Annotated in this window: 16 protein-coding genes and 1 pseudogene; 9 read left to right on the forward strand and 8 right to left on the reverse strand. The window is 58.7% G+C overall.

All coding sequences use genetic code 11. The annotated features are described in order from the left end of the window. Window positions 1-41: 41 nt before the first annotated feature. The gene (gene hglS / locus ACQZ60_RS23965; RefSeq protein WP_020808415.1) at window positions 42-1,436 is read right to left on the reverse strand and encodes a 2-oxoadipate dioxygenase/decarboxylase HglS; all 1,395 of its coding nucleotides are present in this window, start codon (window positions 1,434-1,436) and stop codon (window positions 42-44) included. A 108-nt stretch (window positions 1,437-1,544) separates the two neighbouring features. On the opposite strand from hglS, the gene ACQZ60_RS23970 reads away from it, so the two are divergent. Both ACQZ60_RS23970 and ACQZ60_RS23975 read left to right on the forward strand, forming a co-directional pair. Next, a complete protein-coding gene (locus tag ACQZ60_RS23970; protein WP_031233316.1) occupies window positions 1,545-2,468 on the forward strand; it encodes a LysR family transcriptional regulator in 924 nt (307 codons plus the stop codon). 101 nt (window positions 2,469-2,569) lie between these two features. Then, window positions 2,570-4,933, forward strand: a complete 2,364-nt coding sequence (locus ACQZ60_RS23975) for a response regulator (protein ID WP_196248057.1) — start codon at window positions 2,570-2,572, stop codon at window positions 4,931-4,933. 22 nt (window positions 4,934-4,955) lie between these two features. On the opposite strand, the gene ACQZ60_RS23980 is transcribed toward ACQZ60_RS23975, so the two are convergent. Continuing rightward, on the reverse strand, window positions 4,956-5,639 hold the full coding sequence (locus tag ACQZ60_RS23980; RefSeq protein WP_020808418.1) for a response regulator transcription factor: 684 nt from the start codon (window positions 5,637-5,639) through the stop codon (window positions 4,956-4,958). A gap of 289 nt (window positions 5,640-5,928) precedes the next feature. Between ACQZ60_RS23980 and ACQZ60_RS23985 the strand changes: the two genes are divergently transcribed. The 7 genes from ACQZ60_RS23985 to ACQZ60_RS24015 are packed head-to-tail and all read left to right on the forward strand — an operon-like array spanning window position 5,929 to window position 13,847. Beyond that, window positions 5,929-6,870: an ABC transporter substrate-binding protein gene (locus ACQZ60_RS23985; RefSeq protein ID WP_020808419.1), complete on the forward strand. Its 942-nt coding sequence runs from the start codon at window positions 5,929-5,931 to the stop codon at window positions 6,868-6,870. After that, window positions 6,867-7,766 (forward strand): ABC transporter permease, encoded by a 900-nt coding sequence (locus ACQZ60_RS23990; RefSeq protein ID WP_020808420.1) that lies wholly within the window; start codon window positions 6,867-6,869, stop codon window positions 7,764-7,766. Before ACQZ60_RS23985 ends, ACQZ60_RS23990 begins: the two co-directional genes overlap by 4 nt. 1 nt (window position 7,767) lies before the next feature. Continuing rightward, entirely contained in the window at window positions 7,768-8,592 is an 825-nt protein-coding gene (locus ACQZ60_RS23995) for an ABC transporter permease (protein WP_020808421.1), read from the forward strand. 17 nt (window positions 8,593-8,609) lie between these two features. Continuing rightward, entirely contained in the window at window positions 8,610-9,671 is a 1,062-nt protein-coding gene (locus tag ACQZ60_RS24000) for an ABC transporter ATP-binding protein (RefSeq protein ID WP_020808422.1), read from the forward strand. A gap of 36 nt (window positions 9,672-9,707) precedes the next feature. Continuing rightward, window positions 9,708-13,103 (forward strand): molybdopterin-dependent oxidoreductase, encoded by a 3,396-nt coding sequence (locus ACQZ60_RS24005; RefSeq protein ID WP_448736283.1) that lies wholly within the window; start codon window positions 9,708-9,710, stop codon window positions 13,101-13,103. A 10-nt stretch (window positions 13,104-13,113) separates the two neighbouring features. Next, window positions 13,114-13,485, forward strand: a complete 372-nt coding sequence (locus ACQZ60_RS24010) for a recombinase family protein (protein ID WP_059762667.1) — start codon at window positions 13,114-13,116, stop codon at window positions 13,483-13,485. Beyond that, the gene (locus tag ACQZ60_RS24015; protein WP_323131567.1) at window positions 13,416-13,847 is read left to right on the forward strand and encodes a zinc ribbon domain-containing protein; all 432 of its coding nucleotides are present in this window, start codon (window positions 13,416-13,418) and stop codon (window positions 13,845-13,847) included. The genes ACQZ60_RS24010 and ACQZ60_RS24015 overlap by 70 nt, the downstream gene beginning before the upstream one ends. Here ACQZ60_RS24015 and ACQZ60_RS24020 read toward each other — a convergent pair. The 6 genes and pseudogenes from ACQZ60_RS24020 to ACQZ60_RS24045 form a co-directional block, all read right to left on the reverse strand. Further along, window positions 13,797-14,124 (reverse strand): annotated as a pseudogene (locus ACQZ60_RS24020) (class 1 fructose-bisphosphatase); the annotation flags it as partial. The gene ACQZ60_RS24015 and the pseudogene ACQZ60_RS24020 sit on opposite strands and share 51 nt — an antisense overlap. 247 nt (window positions 14,125-14,371) lie before the next feature. Continuing rightward, the gene (locus tag ACQZ60_RS24025) at window positions 14,372-15,334 is read right to left on the reverse strand and encodes a sugar phosphate isomerase/epimerase family protein (protein WP_020808424.1); all 963 of its coding nucleotides are present in this window, start codon (window positions 15,332-15,334) and stop codon (window positions 14,372-14,374) included. Further along, window positions 15,331-16,335 carry a Gfo/Idh/MocA family oxidoreductase gene (locus ACQZ60_RS24030; protein ID WP_020808425.1) on the reverse strand — a complete coding sequence of 335 codons (1,005 nt, stop codon included), beginning with the start codon at window positions 16,333-16,335 and terminating at the stop codon, window positions 15,331-15,333. Before ACQZ60_RS24030 ends, ACQZ60_RS24025 begins: the two co-directional genes overlap by 4 nt. Before the next feature lie 110 nt (window positions 16,336-16,445). After that, window positions 16,446-17,414, reverse strand: a complete 969-nt coding sequence (locus ACQZ60_RS24035; RefSeq protein WP_448736284.1) for a sugar ABC transporter substrate-binding protein — start codon at window positions 17,412-17,414, stop codon at window positions 16,446-16,448. Between the two features lie 90 nt (window positions 17,415-17,504). Further along, complete coding sequence (locus tag ACQZ60_RS24040; protein WP_031233325.1) at window positions 17,505-18,515, reverse strand: ABC transporter permease; 1,011 nt, start codon at window positions 18,513-18,515, stop codon at window positions 17,505-17,507. Next, window positions 18,515-20,086, reverse strand: coding sequence for a sugar ABC transporter ATP-binding protein (locus tag ACQZ60_RS24045; RefSeq protein WP_020808428.1), 1,572 nt, complete (start codon window positions 20,084-20,086; stop codon window positions 18,515-18,517). The genes ACQZ60_RS24040 and ACQZ60_RS24045 overlap by 1 nt, the downstream gene beginning before the upstream one ends. Between the last annotated feature and the right edge of the window lie 103 nt (window positions 20,087-20,189).

The following is a 20,189-nucleotide window of genomic DNA, read 5'->3' on the forward strand; positions in this document are numbered from 1 at the left end:
AAACTCCGGTTCGGAAATCTGGAAACTGCGGGCGCGGCTGGTCAACCGGCCATGGCACGTCCCGCCAATGCGGTAAGGCAGGCATCGACAGACGCCCTTTCGATGCCTGCGTAATGGTCAAACTCGTTGAGCACGCTTGCCCCGAGGTCGGCCTCAAACCGTGTCTGGTTGGGGCTTGCGACAAATTCCTGCTGCGCACCATCGCCGAGATTGGACTGGAATATACCCGCCGCGCTCACCGGCAGAAAGTCTTCATAGACAATCGGGTCGAAGCGAACGAGCCCGTCTGCGATGAGCGTCTCAAGATCAGGCGCGGAGGCAGACACGGCATCTGTTGCCCTGGGGGCCAGAGAGTAGCTGAAATATCCCAGACCGTCCTTGCGGATTTGTGCCCAATTATCGGGGAACGCCTCAAACGTCTTTGCCAGGGCAGCCTCGTATTCGCGCGCGTTGGAGCCATCGGCAGCCGGGCGAACCACTTTTCGCGTTTCATCGAGCAACCGGTCGTAGAGCCCTCGTCCCTTCGGGGTCAGCGCAATACCACGCTGCTCTATCTCGCCGAAGCGTGCGGTATGCGAACCGGTTTTCCACGCGCCCTTGCCATCGGGGAACGAAACGGCCTCTTCGAGCGCCTTGAAAGACGTCTGGCGCAGCAGAATGGGGCATTCGCGGGTCGGCGGCCCCTCGACAACGGCCTTGGGGGCGATATCGTAGGCCGGCATCAGCGCCTGCACCGCATCAATATCCAGCGTGCGTGGCGTGAGATGGTTGATGTGCGGTCCCCGGAAGGAAACCACGTCTGCAATCAGGCGATGCGCATCGTGCAGTCGATGGTACATGTCCACATCGACATTGGCCTTGTCATGCCAGCGAAATGTTTCCAGCACTTCCGATACGAAACGGTCTGCATCCTCTTTCGACAGGCCGCCGTCACGCTCCGCCTTCTCCGTAAGTGCGATAGCTCCGACAGTAAATATCCGGCGTTGCTCCAGAATACGGGCGGCTTCAGTGCGTAACACCTCATCGGGTATCAGGTCGAGCCGCAGCAGCGAGGTGAATACACGAAACGGGTTACGCTTCAGCGCCTCGTTACCGACCGGCCGAAAAGCGGTGGAATGAACCGGCACACCCGCCGTCGAAAGGTCATAATAGCCGACCGGATACATGCCCATGACAGCGAAGACGCGGCGCATGGTCGCCAGTTCCTCTGCGCTGCCAAGGCGAATTGCCCCATGGCGCTCCTCGGAAATGCGCTCGAGACTATCGGTTGCAGCAAGGCGCTCCTTAAGCTCCGGCTTCTTCGCCAGCGCCTCATTATTGACCCGGGCAACCAGTTCCATCAGCGTGCCGTAGGCCGGAACCTCATCACGGTACATTTCCGACATGGCGCCCGAGAAGATTGCGCGGATTTCGTTGGTAGAGACATAACTGGACATGCTGGCACGATCCTCTGAAATTGTGCGACATCATTCTTGAAATGCACTATAACCGGTTAATTCTTGCCGCAGTTGTGAGAGATTTCGCTAAGTTGATGCTAAATTGGAATAGATATGCGTAGAAGCTTGATACCGGACATCGTCAATCTCCAAGCGTTCGAATGTGCCGCACGCCATCAGAATTTCTCCAGGGCTGCGCAAGAGCTGAACCTTACGCAAAGCGCTGTGAGCCGCCAGATTGCCGAACTCGAACAGCAGACCGGCTTACAGCTCTTCGAGCGCATTCGCCGCCGGGTGATCCTTTCGGAGGCGGGGCAGCGTTTTTTACCGGAAGTGAAGGAATTACTGCTTAGATCGGAACGGCTGATGATCGGCGCAGTCGCTGCGGGACAGATGAAATCCTCGCTGCGGATAGCCACATTGCCGACATTCGGCACCAAGTGGCTGGTGCCCCGCCTCGGCCGCTTCCTGCACAAGTACGCTGACGTGGCAGTTACCATAGAATCCCGTTCAAAACCTTTCAGCTTTGCGGAGGACAATTTTGATTTGGCTATTCACTACGGCCAGCCAGCCTGGGCGGGTGGAGTTTCTACATTTCTCTGTCACGAAACGGTGATGCCGATGACAAGTCCCGAACTTGCACGCGCGATCAGCGCCGATAGCCGCCCGCCGCCGGGCAATGCCCGGCTTCTACATCTGACGACCAGGCCGAAACTATGGGCGGAGTGGTGCCGGTTCCATGATGTTGCGGTGGACAACGCCTATCCCGGACCGCGCTTCGACCAGTTCTCGATGCTCACAGCCGCTGCCGTCGCCGGGCTTGGCGTCGCCCTGTTGCCGACATATCTGGTGGAACACGAAGTCCGTTCCGGAGCGCTGGCTCCGATCACAGATGCGCCCATGTCGACAGAGAACGCCTACTACATCGTGCGCCCCGAGCAAAAGCAGACCCACCCGAACGCCGATCTTTTCCAACAGTGGCTTGAATCCGAAGTGGGAACCGCTGCACCATCATCGGAACTCCTGACATAAAAACGAGCTTCCTCTCAAGTACAGAGCCTATGGTGCCGAATGCCCTGGAAAGAGATGCGCCGCCGGCCGGAGCCGGATCATCGAATTTAGGAGCTATGAAAGTGGATCAGATCCTTCTTTGGAGTTTCAATCTATCTGACAGATCAATGCACTGGCAAATGCCGAATAGGGGCATCGAGGGAATTGACCTGCTGGATTATCTTGGAGTTACCGAACCCGAGCCCGTAATAGAGACAGGTGATGGATTCGGGGCGATCAAAATCGGGGCCTTATTATCATCGGCATACACTCGAAGGCATTTTTCCGGAAAGATATTAACATGGTCCGGTCAGCATATATTCGATGGAGCTGTGATCATAGGCTGCCTGGACGGGAACATGGCGAGCGGTGCCGTGCACTACAAAGCGCCGGCTGGAACTCACTTGAATGATCCAATCGCCTCTCACCCAATTTACGCCGGCGATCCGGACAAGCCCGAACCCAGTGGGGACCAGATAGCAACGCTCGAAAAAGCGCAACAAACGGATCCGAATTTTACCCGCGTCCTCATCGAGGCAATTGAAGCATTGCCGGAGGCTTTCGTACTTTATGGCCCAGATGACCGGATGGTCGTCTGTAATGAACAATATAGAAGACTTTATCCGACGGTGGCCGATATGATGGCTCCGGGTTTGAGTTTTCACGACGTCATGCGCGAAAGCCTGCGACGCGGCGTTTTCCAGTTGAACGAGGATGCCGAACAATGGTCTCGAAAACGCCTGTCATTTCATCACGCGAATATCGGTTTCTTCGAGCAGCACCTTTCCGATGGGCGGTGGATACAGGTCAGTGAGCGAAAAACACCGTCGGGCGCGATCAGCAGTATTCGCGCCGACATCACCATATTGAAGGAGAGGGAAGCCGATCTTCGTGCGGCCCTGGATGAGGCAAAGAACGAACTCGCCGCGCGTACCCGCTTCGTCGCCAAAGTTGGCCACGAGCTGCGCAATCCTCTAAATATCGTCTATAACATTGCACAGCTGTTGAAGGACGAGAGAGGCTCGGCATCGCAGCAGCAAACATTCGACACACTGTTTGGCGCAGCCAGTGCAATGCGCGATGTGCTGGGCGATTTTCTGGACGTTACCAGTTTGCGTTCGGGACAGTTCAACATTGACACAAGGCCAACGGACACCCGCGCCCTCCTGCGGGAAATAGTGGATTTCGCTCGTCTGATGGGACGACAAAGCATGGTCTCGTTTCGGTCGCACACGGCGCGAGACATTCCCCGCCAGGTGCTGACGGATCCGCGTCGGATTCGGCAGATCATGTTCAATCTTCTAGGTAATGCCTTCAAGTATGCACCGGGCGGTTCGGTCGTGCTGGATACCTTCACACTGGAGGTCGATGACCTGCCAGTCCTGCGCGTGAGCGTGACCGATACTGGCAAGGGAATCGGTGGTGAGCTGGGTGCACAGTTATTTACCCCCTACACACGAAATCGCGAGCATCGTTTGTCAGGAATAGAAGGGCTTGGTCTCGGCCTTGCCATAAGCGAGGAGCTGGCGGCGGCCCTTGGCGTCTCACTCGGCGTGGCGCCTGTTGTGGAAGGTGGCACCCAGGCATGGATCGATATTCCGATCGTCAGCGCTGACCGGCTCGTGCAATCGGCGCCGCGCGGTTCGGAGCCACCAGTTTCGACAGGTATCGGGCCGACGATGGACGTCCTCGTGATCGATGACGAACCGGCGAACCTGATCGTCGCCGAATCGGTGCTCAAGCGTCTGGGACACAAGGTAATGACGGCTCAAACCGGGCAACATGCACTGTTCCTGTTGACGGAGCATAACTTCGATGCGGCCTTGCTGGACATATCGATGCCAGAAATGTCCGGGGTGGAACTCGCTCATGCGATCATTGCCGGAGGCTTTGCCTCGAACGGCATGGGGATAATTGCAATGACCGGCAATGTGATGCCGAATGACATACGGCACTACTTTGATGCCGGCATTACCGGATTTGTAGAGAAGCCCGTGGATATCCAGTCGCTCGCGGAAGCCTTGTCCGCGGTGCGCAAGGGGGGCGGAGGCCAATCCTCGCTCGAGCCGCAGGAGCGCGTTCGGTTTTCGCGGCGAGAAAAGACCAGCACGTTCGATCGAGGTGGGCTCGACCGCATGCTCGAGGACATCGGTCATGAGAATGTCATGGCGATCGTTTCGTCGAGCGTCGTGACCATGCAGGCGGCCCTTGCCATTGTGAAGCGCGGCAGTTTCAGCACCGACGAACTCTATCGGGCGCTTCATAAAGTCGAATCTGTTGCGGGCCTGCTCGGCTTTGAACAGTTGGCACGGTCGACTCATACCGAGACGCCGACAGCTTCCCCCGGAAGCTTGCAACTGGCGGAATTGCGAGAGGAACTGGCATCTGCGATCATGCAACTCAAAAGTTATACCGGAGAGCTTGGTTCCGAACCCATAAGCCGTTAATTCAACAAGGCGGCGGGGCCTCTCAGGACGCAAGCTTGTAGCCGCTCCCATGAACGGTCCGCAAATCCTCCGGCTTCAGGCCGATCATCGCGAACCTCTTGCGCAGCCGTGAAATGCGAATATCTATGGCCCGCTCGGAATCGGGAGGCTCCGATCCGGCGATCGCGTCGATAATCTGTGCGCGGGTTATGACGCGATTTGGGTTTGAGGCTAGAAGACGGACAAGTCTGTAGTCCTTGGCTGCCAGCTCTAGCATTTGGCCCGACGGCGATACCAGTGTGTGGCCGGCAATATCCAGTACACCGCCAGCGATGGGAAGATGTGTTCTATCCGTACCATCCTGGCGACCGCTGCGGCGCGCGAGATTATTCAATCGCAACACGAGTTCCTGAGGCTCGAAAGGTTTGAGAATGAAATCGTCAGCTCCGATCTCGAGAGCGGCCAGCCGATCTTCGCGGGCGTGGCGACCGGTCACCACAATGATCGGTACCATCGTTCTGGCTCGCAACATACGTATCAGTACCAATCCGTCTTCATCCGGAAGAGTAAGATCAACGATGATGGCCACCCAGCCCGAGGTGGACAAATATTGCAGCCCATCGCGCGCGGAGGCAACGCGGACCGTCACATAGCCTGCCGTGCGAAAATAGGCGGTGAGCAACACTGAAAAGGTCTCGTCGTCTTCTATCAGAAGAATCTTTTTCATACCACCGCTCCAAACACCGGCATATAATCGCATGAAATATAGATGAAACATTTTTGAAACAACACGGAAAAACATTGCTCATATAGAAGGCAGTGCCCTCGAAAGGGCAAAATAAACAGAAGTGCGGCCATCGACTCCTGGCTGCTAGAAAACAAAGAGGTGGACATTGAGCGAGCATAATAAATTCGGCTTTCAGCCGACCCGCCGTCAATTCATGGCCAGCACTGCGGCATTAGGGGCCGCGGCGCTGATGCCATCCCTGGCTGTTGCAGCGCCGTCCGGAGATTTGGTGGTCTCCAACTGGGGCGGCGACTGGAACAATAATATCGTGACGGGTTTCGAAGCGCCAGCCTTCGGCACGTCTGGCCTGAACATCATTCACGATCTGGCACCCGCGTCAGAGCGCAAGACCAAGCTTCTGGCCGAGCGTCGCCTGCCACGCAGCAGCGTCGATGTCACCTGGCTTACGGATGCCGATGCCTTCGAGATGAACAGCCAGGGCGTTCTCGAGGAGATTGACGCCTCCCTGATCCCGAACAGCCCCCACGTGCTCGACAAGCTCAGGACCCCATACATGGTGCCTGCGATCTACGGTGGCCTTGTCATCCTCTACAATCCGGCGAAAATTCCTGAGCCGCCGAAGAGCTTCGCGGAACTCTGGAACCCGGCCTATGCCGGCCGCGTCGGCGTTATCGATGCTCTCCACTTCAACTATATCTACGCGGCCTCCCTTTCACATGGCGGCTCGATGAGCGATGTCAGCAAAGCTTTCCCTGCCCTGCTGGAGATGAAGAAAACCGTGCAACCGCGCCTATATCCATCGCATCAGGCACTGGCAGCAGGCTTCCAGTCCGGCGAAATCTGGATTTCCGCCAACTACAGCGCGCGTGCGATCCAGTGGGGCAAGGATGGTCTGCCGATCAAATGGTCCTACCCCGACGAAGGTGCGGTATTCATCGCTTTCGGTGCAGCGATCACCAAGCGTGCCCGCAACCGCGAAGCGGCCTATGCCTATCTGAACGCCATGCTGGAACCCGCGCATATGGGGGCGATCGCCGAATCCACGTCCTATACCGTCTCCACGGATAACGCCGCTCTCTCGCCCGAGAGCAAGCGGTTGCTGGAATTCACGCCTGAACAGATCGATAAGCTACATATGGTCGACTATCCCTATGCCGCGAAGAGCGACCCTCAATGGCTCGACTGGTGGAACAAGGAGTTCAAGGGGTGATCGGGCTGGCCACGACATCGAAAGGAGAGCACCGGAATTCCGGTGCCTCCCCGCTCCTCCGGTCAGCCGAACTGCTGCTCCCCTCGATGCTGCTCATTCTCTTCGGCCTGGGGCTCCCGCTCGTTCTGATGGCGCGCTACAGTCTGGCGATCTTCGAGCCCGGCGCCTACGACATTTCCGGCTACAGTCTTATAAACTATACTTCCTTCTTCTCGGACCCGTTTTATCTGCAGATACTTGGGCGCACATTGCTCGTGGCCTTTTGTTGCACCGTGCTCTGTCTGGTTTTCGGCGTTCCGGCAGCCTATCTGATTTCGCGCATCGGAAGTCGGTTCCTGCGCACGATACTGCTTCTGGCCATGATCATCCCGCTGTTGCTTGGCAACGGCGTCCGTTCCGCCGGCTGGATGATGCTTCTATCCGACGGCGGTATGATCAACTCGCTGCTGCGAGGGATCGGACTGGTCGATGAACCTATCCGCATGCTTTACACGGGTTACGCCGTCGTCATAAGCCTTCTTGCCCTGACATTGCCTTTCATGATCATCAGCCTGCAAAGCGTCTTCGAATCGCTCGGACGGGCCTATGAGGAGGCGGCGCTGACAATGGGTGCCGGACCCTGGCGCACGTTTTTCCGCGTGACCCTGCCGCTGGCCATGCCCGGCATTTTCTCCGGCTGTCTGCTGTGTTTCGTGCAGGGCATGAACGCCTATGCCAGCCCGGTTCTCCTTGGCGGCCCGCAGTTTCAGATGATGGCGCCGAAAGTCTATGAGCAGGCCATCAAGATCAACAACTGGCCGCTTTCGGCGACGCTCGCTTTCGTCCTGATGGGTGTAACGCTGATCCTCACCGTCATCTCCAGCCTGCGCCTGCAAAAACGCTACGGAGCCCTGTGACATGAACGGGAATTCCTATTTCTCCGCCCGGATATTCTGGCCGATCATGATTGTAGTGGCAGTGGTAGCCGTCGTGCTTGTTCTGTTGCCACTCGTGACGATCATATGGGTGAGCTTCTTCGACAACGCAATCATCAGCTTCCCGCCACAGGGCTATACGTTGCGGTGGTACGAGGCCGCCTGGACTATGACGCGTTTCAGGGAAGGCCTGATCGCCAGTCTCGAACTCGCGATCTCAGCCACCGCTATCAGTCTGCTGGTCGGCATTCCGGCATCCTTCGTTCTGGCGCGCGGGCCTTTTCGCGGACGCGAGATGATCCAGTCGATACTGATCGCTCCGCTGATTGTACCGGGCATCGTCGCCGGTGCTGCTCTCTACATGTTTCTGATCGAGGTCGAGATCACAACTGAATGGCCGCTCTCGGGTTCGTTCCTTGGCTTGTTGATCGCGCACAGCCTGATCGCCGTGCCGTGGACCGTCCGCCTGGTGACCGCATCTCTCATCGGCATGGATCGACAGCTGGGGGAAGCCGCATCCACCATGGGCGCACGTCCTTGGACGACCTTCCGCCGCGTGACATGGCCGATCATTCGTCCCGGAGTGATGGCAGGCGCGCTGTTCTCGTTCATCATATCCTTCATCGACCTGGAAAAATCGCTCTTTCTGGTGGCACCCGGCGAGACGACACTGCCCATTGAGATCGTAAACTATCTCGAATGGAGCGTGGACCCGACCATCGCAGCAGTTGCCGCGGCGCAGATCGCGTTGATTACCGCGGCACTGCTCGTCACCAATCATTATTTCAAGCTTACTCGCGCGTTCTGACGCGTTCGGAGTCAAACATGTCTGCAATCACTCTTGAAAACATCGTCAAGCGGCACGGGGCGCTGACCACCGTAAGCGACGTATCGCTCGACATTCGCCAAGGCGAATTCATCGCTTTCCTCGGCCCGTCCGGTTGCGGGAAAACGACGACGCTGCGGATGATCGCCGGCCTTACGGATGTCAGCGAAGGCCGCATCTTGTTCGGCAATCGCGACGTAACGGCCATGCCACCTTACCTGCGCAATGCGGGGCTGGTGTTCCAGGGCTACGCGCTCTTTCCGCACATGACCGTCGCGCAAAATGTCGCCTTCGGCCTCGAAATGCGCAAGGTCGACAAGGCCGATACCGAAAAGCGGGTGATGGATGCGCTGAAGCTCGTCAAGCTCGACCATCTCGCCACCCGCATGCCCTCGCAGCTTTCTGGCGGCCAGCAGCAGCGCGTCGCCCTGGCACGCGCTATCGCCTACGAGCCGGATGTCCTCCTGCTCGATGAACCGTTGTCGGCGCTTGATGCCAAGCTGCGCTACGAAGTCCGCACCGATCTGCGTCGTCTGCAGTCCGAACTCGGCCTGACGACGATCTTCGTAACCCACGACCAGGACGAAGCACTCAGTATCGCCGACCGTATCGTGGTGATGTCTTCAGGTCGTATCGAACAGGTGGGCACGCCGGAAGAAATCTACGACCGTCCCGCAACCCTTTTCGTGGCGGAATTCATAGGCGCGACCAATATCTTTACCGGCAGCCTCGAAAGCACGGATCTGTTCCGCACCGGAGACGGCATGACCTTTGCCGTGCCGGCAGGCACTCGCACCCACGCCTCGGTTGCCAACATGGCGGTGCGCCCCGAGCATGTGCGCCTGGTACCGGTCAGCGATACCGCGCCGGACGCACCGTCGATCGAGGTTTTGGTGGAGGACATCGTCTATCGCGGCGCGCTGACGGAATATGTCCTGCGTAGTGCCTCAGGCGCCTCGGTTCTTGCCCATTGCCAGAATGTCGAGGGCGGTCGATCTGACTTCAAGCGGGGAGATAAGGCCCTCGCCAGCTGGCCGGCCTCGGTCACCATGCTTTTCTGAAATTGGTGGCTCCTGGCGGAGCTGCGGATAGCGACAATGGAACGACATCCAGGTTACTGTACCCTATGCCGCTCGCGGTGTGGATCATACACGCTCGTCGAAAATGGCCGGATGGTCGGTGTGGAACCCCGCCCCGACCACCCGACCGGTGGAGCACTTTGCGCCAAGGGACGCGCCGCACCGGAAATGGTGCATAGTCCGCGCCGCCTGACCGTGCCGTTGAGACGGACAAATGGCAGGACGGAGCCTGTTGCAGAATGGAAGGAAATCGGCTGGGACGAGGCGCTTGACGAGATCGTAGAAAAACTCCTGGGCATCCGTGGCCAGTCGGGTGCGGAGGCCGTCGCCTTTGCCCTCACCACACCCAGCGGTACCCCGATCATTGACAGTTACGAATGGGTCGAACGGTTCATCCGCGTTTTCGGCAGCCCGAACCTGCTTTATGCGATTGAGGTCTGTGGCTGGCACAAGGATTATGCCCATGCCCTGACATTCGGTCGGGGACTCGGTGTTCCCGAATACGACAAGGCCGATGTCATCGTCCTGTGGGGGCACAACCCGGCGCGCACATGGCTGGTGCAGGCCGGACGTGTGGCTGATGCGAAGGCCCGCGGCGCCAAGGTGGTCGTTATCGACCCAAAACCCGATGGCTCGGGGCAGCAATCCGACCTGTGGATGCGCATCCTGCCCGGCACCGACGCGGCATTGGCCATGGGTGCCATCCGCCATCTTCTCGAAACCGGCCGGTTCAACGACGCCTTCGTGCGCCATTGGACGAATGCCGCTTTCCTCATCGACAGAGCGACCGGGCGTTTCCTGACCGCAGCCCAGCTGGCTCCGTCTCAAATCGATGGCGACTTCCAGCCCTCCGACTGGCTGGTTGCCGGCGAAGACGGACGAGTCATAGCCTGGGATACGCGGCGCGCCATGCCCTCCCCGGAACGGATTGGCTTACAGGCCGAGCTTGCCCTTGAAGACAGCGACGGAAAACCGCGCCAGGCGGCAAGCGCGCTTGCCCTTCTGCACCAGCGGGCGGCAAGCTTCACGCCGGAACGTGTGCGGGACATAACCGGCGTGGCGGAGCCCGAGCAGGCGGCATTCTATGCCCTGCTCGAGAACGCTCCAAAACTTGCCTATTACAGCTGGACGGGGGTAGGCCAGCAGACCAATGCGACCATGACCGAGCGCGCAATCGGCAGCCTGATGGCCCTGATCGGCTCATGTGACAGCGAGGGCGGCAATATCTGGACTGTCGCACCACCCTGGCGTTCGTTGGGCGACTATTCACTCCTGTCAGATACCCAAAAGTTCAAGGCGCTCGGCTTGCGCGATCTTCCGCTCGGCCCACCGGCATATGGCTGGATCAATGGCCGCGACTTCGCGCGCGCGGTCTTGCAAAAGGAGCCCTATCAGGTGCGCGCCCTGATGAGCTTCGGTACCAATTTTGCCGTGTCGCAGATCGACACGCCGCGCAATCTGGCGGCACTGCGAGCGCTCGAATTTCATGTCCATGCGGACATGTATATGAACCCCACGGCCGAATGCGCCGACATCGTTCTCCCGGTCAACATGCCCTGGGAACGCGATGCATTACGGCCAGGCTTCGAAATCACTCAGGAAGCGGCGGAAACCGTTCAGCTGCGACGCCAGATGGTGAAACCGGCCGGAGAGAGCCGCGCCGACTACGACATCGTCATGGCCCTTGCCCGGCGGATGGGCATGGAGGACGCATTCTTCGGCGGCAACGTGGAAGCCGGCTGGAACTGGCAGCTTGAACCGCTCGGCATCACCGTCGATAATCTTCGTGATCTGCCGGATGGCATGCGTTTTCCCCAGGCCTTCTCCTACCACAAGTTTGCGGCAGAAAATGCCGATGGTGACATCAGCGGCTTCAACACCCCGACACGCCGGGTGGAACTTTATTCACAACAATTGCTCGATCATGGTTACGATCCGCTTGCCGATTTCATCGCGACGGCGGATGCGCCGGGTGGCATGAATGCACTGCCGCTGGTGCTGACGACGGCCAAAAGCGGCTGGTTCGTGCACACGTCCCACCGTCATATCGCCTCGTTACGCAAGAAGTCACCGGAACCTTCGGTGGAAATCTGTGGCGAGCTGGCCCGCGCGCGCGGGTTGGCGGAAGGTGAATGGGCGGACGTACGCACCCATCAGGGTGTCGCTCGGCTCCGCGTCCACATCAACGACCGGCTCGATCCGCGCACCGTGATCGCCGAATTCGGCTGGTGGGAGGCTTGCGAGCCGCTCGGCCGCGACGGCAAGCCTGCCGAGGGTAACGGAACCGCCAATATCAATGCGATCCTGAGCGACGAGGCGCGCGATCCGATCAGCGGTTCGGTCCCCCTGCGAGCAGTCACCTGTGACATTGCCCGTGCTGTGTCCGTCAATAACGGTCTCTGGAATGGCAAGAGGCGCTTTCGCGTGGCCGAGATACGCGGAGAAGGGCTCGATACCTCGGCATTATCCCTTTCACCCTGCGATGGCGGTCATGTGCCAGATTTCCTGGCCGGCCAACATGTCTTGTTCGAAATACCGGGAGTGGCAGTTAGCCGGGCCTATTCCCTGACGGCGTCGCCGATCTCTGCATCCATGCTTTCGGTTGCCGTCCGCTGGGACAGCTCGCGCGGCAATCCGCCAGTCTCCCTGTCGCGTGAAATCCAGCAGCTGAAGGTCGGTGATGAGGTGACGCTTGCGCCTCCGGGCGGTAATTTCACCATTCCACTCAAAAGCAGCCGGCCCATTCTGCTGCTTGCCAACGGCATCGGCATCACGCCTTTCATCAGTTATCTCGAAGGGCTCGCCAAGCTCAAGGGAGAAGCGATACATCCGGTATGGCTCATGCATGGGTGCCGCAATGGCCACGAACATCCGTTTGCCGGCCGTCTCGCAGAACTGGCGTTGCACATCCCCTCCCTTAACTGGATCACCGCCTATTCCGCGCCCACCGAGGTGGATCACCGAAACGCAAACTTTCAGCAGACCGGGCGCCTCAATCTATCGCCTCTCGAAGTGGCTGTCGCCCAACGTCCCCTCGCCTATCTCTGCGGCTCACCGTCCTTCAACAGCACGATGATCGCCCGGCTGATCGCAATGGGGATACCGCGCTTCGACATTTTCGCAGAGTCCTTTTCCGCAGCCGCATCCGTACCGCAAAAACTGGAAGCACAGACAGTGACCGTCGCCGGCAGCGGCCAGAGCTTCCGTTGGGATGCATCGCAGGGTTCCCTTCTCGATGCCGCATTGGCCGCTGGCGTGGCACTGCCCAGTGGCTGCCGTGTTGGCCAATGTGAAAGCTGTGTCGTGCGCGTGGTTGAAGGACATATCGTCCATCTGGTGGAAACCGAACTTGAGGACGGGCATTGCCTGACCTGCCAAGCCGTACCACTATCCACCCTGAAGATTACCGTTTAGGGAAACGAAGTTGCCCGCGGCATCTTCACCGCTGGAAAATAAGGTGTTGGTTTTCACGCGACATCGCCCAGCTTTTGAACAAGGAGGGCGTCCGGGCTCGCGCGGCCGTAAGTGGCGTGACATCGCCATCCGCGGCCACGTCAGCCGTGGCACCGGAATTCTCAACAACGAGAGCTACATCGGCCGCATGGTCTGGAACAAGCGTAACTACCGCAAGAACCCGGAGACCGAACGCCGCACCACGCGCGTCAACGATGCAAGCGAATGGGTGCTGATTGATGTGCCCGAGATGCGCATCGTCTCCGACGACCTATGGCAGCGGGTGAAGGAGTGTCAAAGGAGATCGGTGAGCTTTGCGATTTCGGGCAGAGTAACCGGCTGAACGCAACGCACCGCCCAGGATACCTGCTCAGTCGCCTGCTTGAATGCGCGGAATGTGGCGGCCCCTACGCCATCAGCGACAAGGATCGCTATAGCTGCACCAACCGCAAGAAGCGCCTCCCGATTGACGAGCTTGGTGGCTCCTACTGCGGCAACAGCAAGACGATCACCCGCCAGGAACTGGAGAGCCGCGTTCTCGATTGTCTGCCGGTTTCCGTAACTCGCACGATGCCACTACGTCTGGTCGGCGAGATAGCCGCGTACTTCAGAGACCTCCGTGCGCGAATCCATGATCACGCCGACCCGCTGGTGAATCCCGGTCGGATCGATGGCCAGGATGCGCTTACCTCCATCGAACGCTAATCCTCCAGCGGCCTCTAGGATCATGCTCATGGGGTTGGCTTCGTAGAGCAGCCGAAGTTTCCCTGGCTTCGCATCCGAGGTGCTTGGGTACATAAGCAAACCGCCACGGAGTAGAATTCGGTGAACCGACCATGGAGCCGACCCAACGCATGTTGTATCGTCTTCCAAGCGGCCCGGCTTCACCAAGCTCGCAATCGCGGACAAAGTCCTGGATGGCTTGTGGCCACTCTGATCTACGGCTGCCATTGATCGAATATTCGCCGTTGCTTTCCGGCATGATGTGCTTTCGGCTGTGCTCGTCCCCCCGCGGGTGATCAGCCCGCTCCTTAGCCCCAGCCGGCCGCCGACCTGAGCGCCGTAAAGGTCTACTCCAGCACGGCCGATGGTGATGACGTCGAGCGCTTTCTGCATGTTCGCGTCTCTGATACGTGTTGAACCGCGCCCGCCTAGGCGCAGACGACCTTCTGACGGAAGCGTGCCGCCGGCAGCGAATTGATCTTGAGCAGGGGCCCGATTGGCGGCTACTAGATCGCCTGCGGTTTGAAGTCGCTCTTGGCGACTGGCATGACGGCTTGGAGCAGCGCCACAGACTTCTCCAGACCCTCGAGGCTGTTCAGAAGCACGTCCTCATGCTCGATCGACAACCAGCCGTCGTCGTAGCCCGCCATCTTCAGCCGGTAGCAGAACTGCCGCCACCATTCCTCGCCGTGGCCGAAACCGAGAGTGATATAGGACCAGCTCCTGGCGGGAATGTCCATCAGGCTCCCGTTCTCTAGGAGGCTGCCTACGGCCTGTTTCGGGGAGTTCAGGAATGTGTCCTTGGCATGGACGTGATAGACGGCCTCGCCTAGCGCTTCCGCCGCCACAAGAGGATCGGCGCCCATCCAGAAAAGATGGGAGGGGTCCAGGTTTGCACCGATGACCGGGCCCACCGCCTCCCGCAGTCTGAGCAGGGACGGAACGTTGTAGACACACTGGTTGCCATGAAGTTCCAGCGCGATGCGTTCGACCCCGTGTTCCTTTGCCAGCGCAGCGATCCTCGTCCAGTACGGGATAAGTTTCTCCTCCCATTGATACCGGAGTATGGCCTGCGTTTCGGGAGGCCAGGAGGAAACCACCCAGTTCGGCATGGTGTCCGTTGCGTTTCCGGCGGGGAGCCCCGACATGGAGCAGACAGTACTAATCCCGAGCTCGCCGGCCGCTCGGATCGTATCCTCAAGGCCCTGCCCTTGCGCGGGGTCAGTCGGATGCAACGGGTTTCCGTTGGCGTTGAGGCTGATGACCTCCAGTCCACGGTCGGTGAAGGACGCGAGGAAGTCCTTCCGCACGTTGCCGTCCTTCAATATCCTCGGCAGGTCAAAGTGCGGAGCGGTGGACCAGCCGCAGGTGTTGACTTCCACTCCGGAAACCCCGAGCCGGCGGGCATGGTCGAGCATCTCGTCGAACGGCAGACCACCCAAACTGTCTGAAACAAAACCCAGCTTCATGCGTAGAACTCCGGTTTCATGATCATCTCCACGGGCATCTTGTGTCCCTTGTTCAGCGCTTGCACTCCCGCCTCGGCGACGACTGCGGCGCAGTACCCGTCCCAGCTGCTGGACGCCGTCTCTGGGAACAAGCCGCTCTCCGCGAAGCGCAGGAATGCCCTGTTCTGACGCCGGTAGGCCTCATGGTAGCGGCCACGCCAGTCGGCCTCGTAACTCGTGCTCTGTCCCAGATCGCGGTCCACCCGCGTGTAGTTCACCGGGTTCATCGCTATGGTCGCCTTTTCGCCCACCAGTTCGGCACGAACATCGTAGCCATAGGCTGCGTTGTTGTTGATCTCGATGTTGACAAGCTGGCCATCCGCCGTCTCAAGCACCATATGAACGGGCGCGACGAGGGAGTCGGAGCGCTTCGGCTGGAACGCAGAAATCGAAATGTATTCGGTGCCAAGGACATGGCGCACCACGTCGAATTCATGGGGTGCCGAATTGGTAATAGCCATCGCACCGGTAAAGTCGGCAGCCGGGGTCGCCACGTTGCGGTGGAAGTTGTGCATAATGAGGGCTCGGCCGATCGCGCCATCCTGCACGGCTCGCTTCATCTCGACATACGACTGATCGAAGCGGCGCATGAAGCCAAGCATGATGAAACGTTCGCCAGCCTGCTCCTCCGCCTTGAGGATATCGAGGCACTCCGATGACGATTGTGAAAGAGGTTTCTCACAAAGGACCCGCTTGCCCGCCTTGATGCAGGACAACGAAAGGGTCGCGTGGGTAAAGTCCGGGCTCGCGATGATGATCGCATCGACGTCCGGTCGTGCCGCGATACGATCCGGGTTTACGTCCACATCCTGAGCGCCGTAGCGGTCAGCGACTTTCCTCGCCCGATCAGCGTCCATGTCGCACACGACCTGGAGCGTTGCGCCCGGCAGATCTTCCGCCACGATCTTTGCATGGTCTGCCCCCATCAGTCCCGCCCCGATGATTGCGATCCTGGTACCCATTTTCTATGATCTTCCTGTAACTGATGAAAGGGATGGCCTGCGCCAGCAGAGCACCGGCCTGTGTCGTTGCGTGCCGGGCCTCGTTTCCCGACACGCTTCCCTTGGGAGGGTTATTTCTTTGCGTACTGATCGACGTTTTCCTTTGTGATCGAGGCAAACGGAACCAGCTTTTCCGCCGGCGCCTGTTCGCCCTTCTTCAGACCCTCAACAACCTCAAAGGCAGCCTTGGCCTGCCCTGCTGCGTCCTGGAAGATCGTCTGGGACATCGTGCCGGCCTTGATGGCGTTGAGCGCGTCGGCCGTGCCGTCGACGCCCGAGATCAGTACGCCCTTAAGGCGATTGGCTCCCTGGAGTGCTTCGAGAGCACCAAGCGCCATCTGATCGTTGGCAGCAACGATGGCATCGAAGTTCGGGAAGCTCTGAATCCAGTCTTCCGTGACCTTCATGCCCTCGGCGCGATCATAGTTGCCCGAGAGGCTTGCGAGCGTCGTAACATCCGATCGGCCGAGCGCATCCTCAAACCCCTTCTTCCGCTCCTGCGTGTGGGAGAGACCCGGCGTGCCTTCGAGATAAAGAATCTTCGCATCTTTCGGCAGATTCGCCTTCATGTATTCGCCCTGAAGACGGCCAGCATCGATGTTCTTTGAGCCCACAAATGTATATTTGCCGCCAGCAGACTGGATCCCGAGAGCGATCACGGGAATGCCCGCCTCATTGGCCTTTTCAACTCCAGGCACAATGCCCTGATAGTCGACCGGCACGACAACGATGGCATTGACCTTCTGCGCGATGAAATTATCGATCTGGTCGAGCTGCTTGCTGACATCGTTATTCGCGTCAGAGAAATTGACCATCACTGCCGGGTCAGATTTGGCAGCCTCGATGAAAGCGTTCTTACGTGCCATGACGAACACGTCGGTGTCGGCCATGTTGGCATAACCAACGACGAACTTGTCGGCTGCTGTTGCGGCGGTTGCGGCGGTTGCGGCGGTTGCGGCGGTTGCGGCGGTTGCGGCGGTTGCGGAAAGCGCGGCCAGAGAGACTGCGCAGGCGAAAGCAAATTTTGCGATAACTTTCATGGTTTCCTCCCAATGGGTGTGTGTTGGTGCAGGGGCGGAAATCCCGCCGACACAGAGTTATTTCCGGGACCGGAGGTCCCTGGAACGGGTTTATGCCTTCTTCTTGCCGCGGGCTGATTTCGTCCAAACATCAAGGATCACCGCGATCGCAATGATCAGGCCCTTGATGATCTGCTGCCAGTAGGAGCTGACATTCATGAGATTGAGGATGTTGTTAATAACGCCGATGATCATGGAGCCAATGATCGTACCGGTGATGGTTCCGGTCCCCCCCATCAGACTGGTGCCACCGACAACCACGGCCGTGATCGCGTCAAACTCGTAGCCAACGCCGCCTGCGGGCTGGCCAGAATTGATGCGCGACATCAGAACGATGCCGGCAACGGCACAGAGGACGCCATTGAAAATGAACGCCTTGATGACGATGCTGTCGGGGTTGATTCCGGAGGCAAGTGCGGCGCGCTGATTCCCGCCGACGGCATAGACGTATCGACCAAACTTGGTTTTGTTGAGCAGAAGCCACGACAGGACGACCACTACCGCCAGAATGAGCACGGAGATGGGGACTGGGCCTAATGTACCCTGTCCTATGACCTTGAAATCACCGAGGCCAGTTACGGGCGACCCGCCCGTATAGAGCAGAACGGTTCCGCGTGCGACCGTCGTCATGGCAAGCGTCATAATGAACGAGGGGATTCGGAAGAACGTGATTACGAAGCCGTTGATCGTGCCGGTTATGACACCCACGACAAGACCGGCTGCCACCGCAAGTACGATGCTGCCGGTCATCGACATCACACTTGCCGCGATTACCCCGCAAAGAGCAAGAACCGAGCCGAGGGAAACGTCGATATGCCCCAGGATGATGACGAAGGTGATGCCACACGCCAAAAGACTGACAACGACCACCTGTCTCAGGACGTTAGTGAGATTTGCTTCCGTCAAAAACGTCGGGCTCAACATCGAGGCCAGGATGCAGATGCCGACGAAGATCAGGACGGTGCCGTACTTGCGGTAGATCTGGGAGAAGCTCATCTCCCGCACACCCCGCAACACCCGTCCCTCCCGCTTTTCTGCTCCTGCTACTGGATCTATACTCATCAATGTCCTCCCGTGGCGAGGCGCATGATGCTTTCCTGCGTCGCCTCGCTCCTTGTAAGTTCACCGGTCAGCCGGCCTCCGCTCATCACCACCACGCGGTCGCTCATCCCAAGAATTTCAGGCAGCTCGGATGAGATCATGATGATCGCCAGCCCTTGGCGGGCGAATTCGGTCATGAGCCTGTGAATTTCCGATTTGGATCCCACGTCGATCCCGCGCGTAGGCTCATCGAGAATGAGAAGCTTCAGATCGCCCAGCAGCCATTTCGCAAGAACGATCTTTTGCTGGTTGCCGCCGCTCAAGTTCTCCACAGTCATCGCTGTGTTGGGCGTCTTGATCTGCAGCATCTTGATCATGCGCTGCGCAGCGCTTTCCTCCTGCCGTTCGCTGATGAACAGCCGCGAGGTGAACTTCTTGAGGTTTGCCAGAGAGATATTTTCGCCCACAGACCGGCACAGAACCAGGCCCTCCGACTTGCGATCCTCCGACACCATGGCAATGCCGCTGGCGATCGCGTCCCTCGGCGAGCCAAGCTTCAAAGCAGCGCCGTTCAGTCGGACCACTCCGGCGTCGGCGCCATCAAGTCCAAAAATCACGCGCGCGACCTCGGTTCGGCCGGCACCTATGAGACCCGATAAGCCGACAATCTCGCCAGCACGAACATTGAAGCTCACGTTTTCGAAGACGCCGTGGCGAGTCAGGTTTTCGACCGACAGGACGACCTCGCCGATCGTCACTTCTTCTTTGGGAAATACCTCGGAAATCGTCCGCCCGACCATCTGAGAGATAAGCGTGCCTGTATTGTATTCGCTAGCCGGTCCCGCAGCGATATATTGACCATCGCGCATGACGGTAATGTCGTCGGCTATCTGGAAGATCTCATCCATCTTGTGCGTGATATAGATGATGGCAACACCAGCGGCTTTCAGCTCGGCGATCTGCCGGAAGAGCATCGCGACTTCGGTGTCGCTGATTGCTGATGTCGGCTCGTCCATGATGACGAGAGAGGCTTCGCGCGAGATTGCCTTGACGATCTCGACGAGCTGCATGGTCGCGATCGACAGTTCGCGCATTTTCGTTTCGGGGCTGTAACGCAGGCCTACACGGGCGAGCAGGACCTTTGTTTCGTTGTTCATCCTGTCGAAGTCGACGAACTTGGAAAGGAGCCCGGTTTCGGCGCGGACAGGTTCGCGACCGAGAAAGATGTTTTCGGCGATCGTCATATCGAGCACCGGGCTGAGCTCCTGATGAATCATGGAAATACCGCGATCGAGTGCCGCTGCGGCATTCTGATGATCGAGCTTTTCACCCCGAAAATAGATCTCGCCGCCATCGATCGCGTACATACCGCTCAGAATCTTCATAAGGGTCGATTTGCCCGCGCCGTTCTCGCCAACGAGCACGTGCACGGTGCCGGCACGGACTTGAAGGTTCATCTCGTCAAGCGCGAGCACACCGGGGAAGGCCTTGGTGATCGACCGCATCTCAAGGACAAAGTCGTTTTCGTCATTTATAGGCGCGCGAGCGCCGTCGCCGCCCGATAGCGGCGCCACCTTCAAGGTTGCGGACATGAAAGGTTTTCCTCCAAATGAAAGGACTCTCCCAAGTCCTCTCTGCCTTAACGGCCGTATTTCATGAGGAACAAATCACTAAAACTGGCCTAGTTGTCAACTT

The sequence above is a fragment of the Agrobacterium sp. 22-223-1 genome (assembly GCF_053522385.1).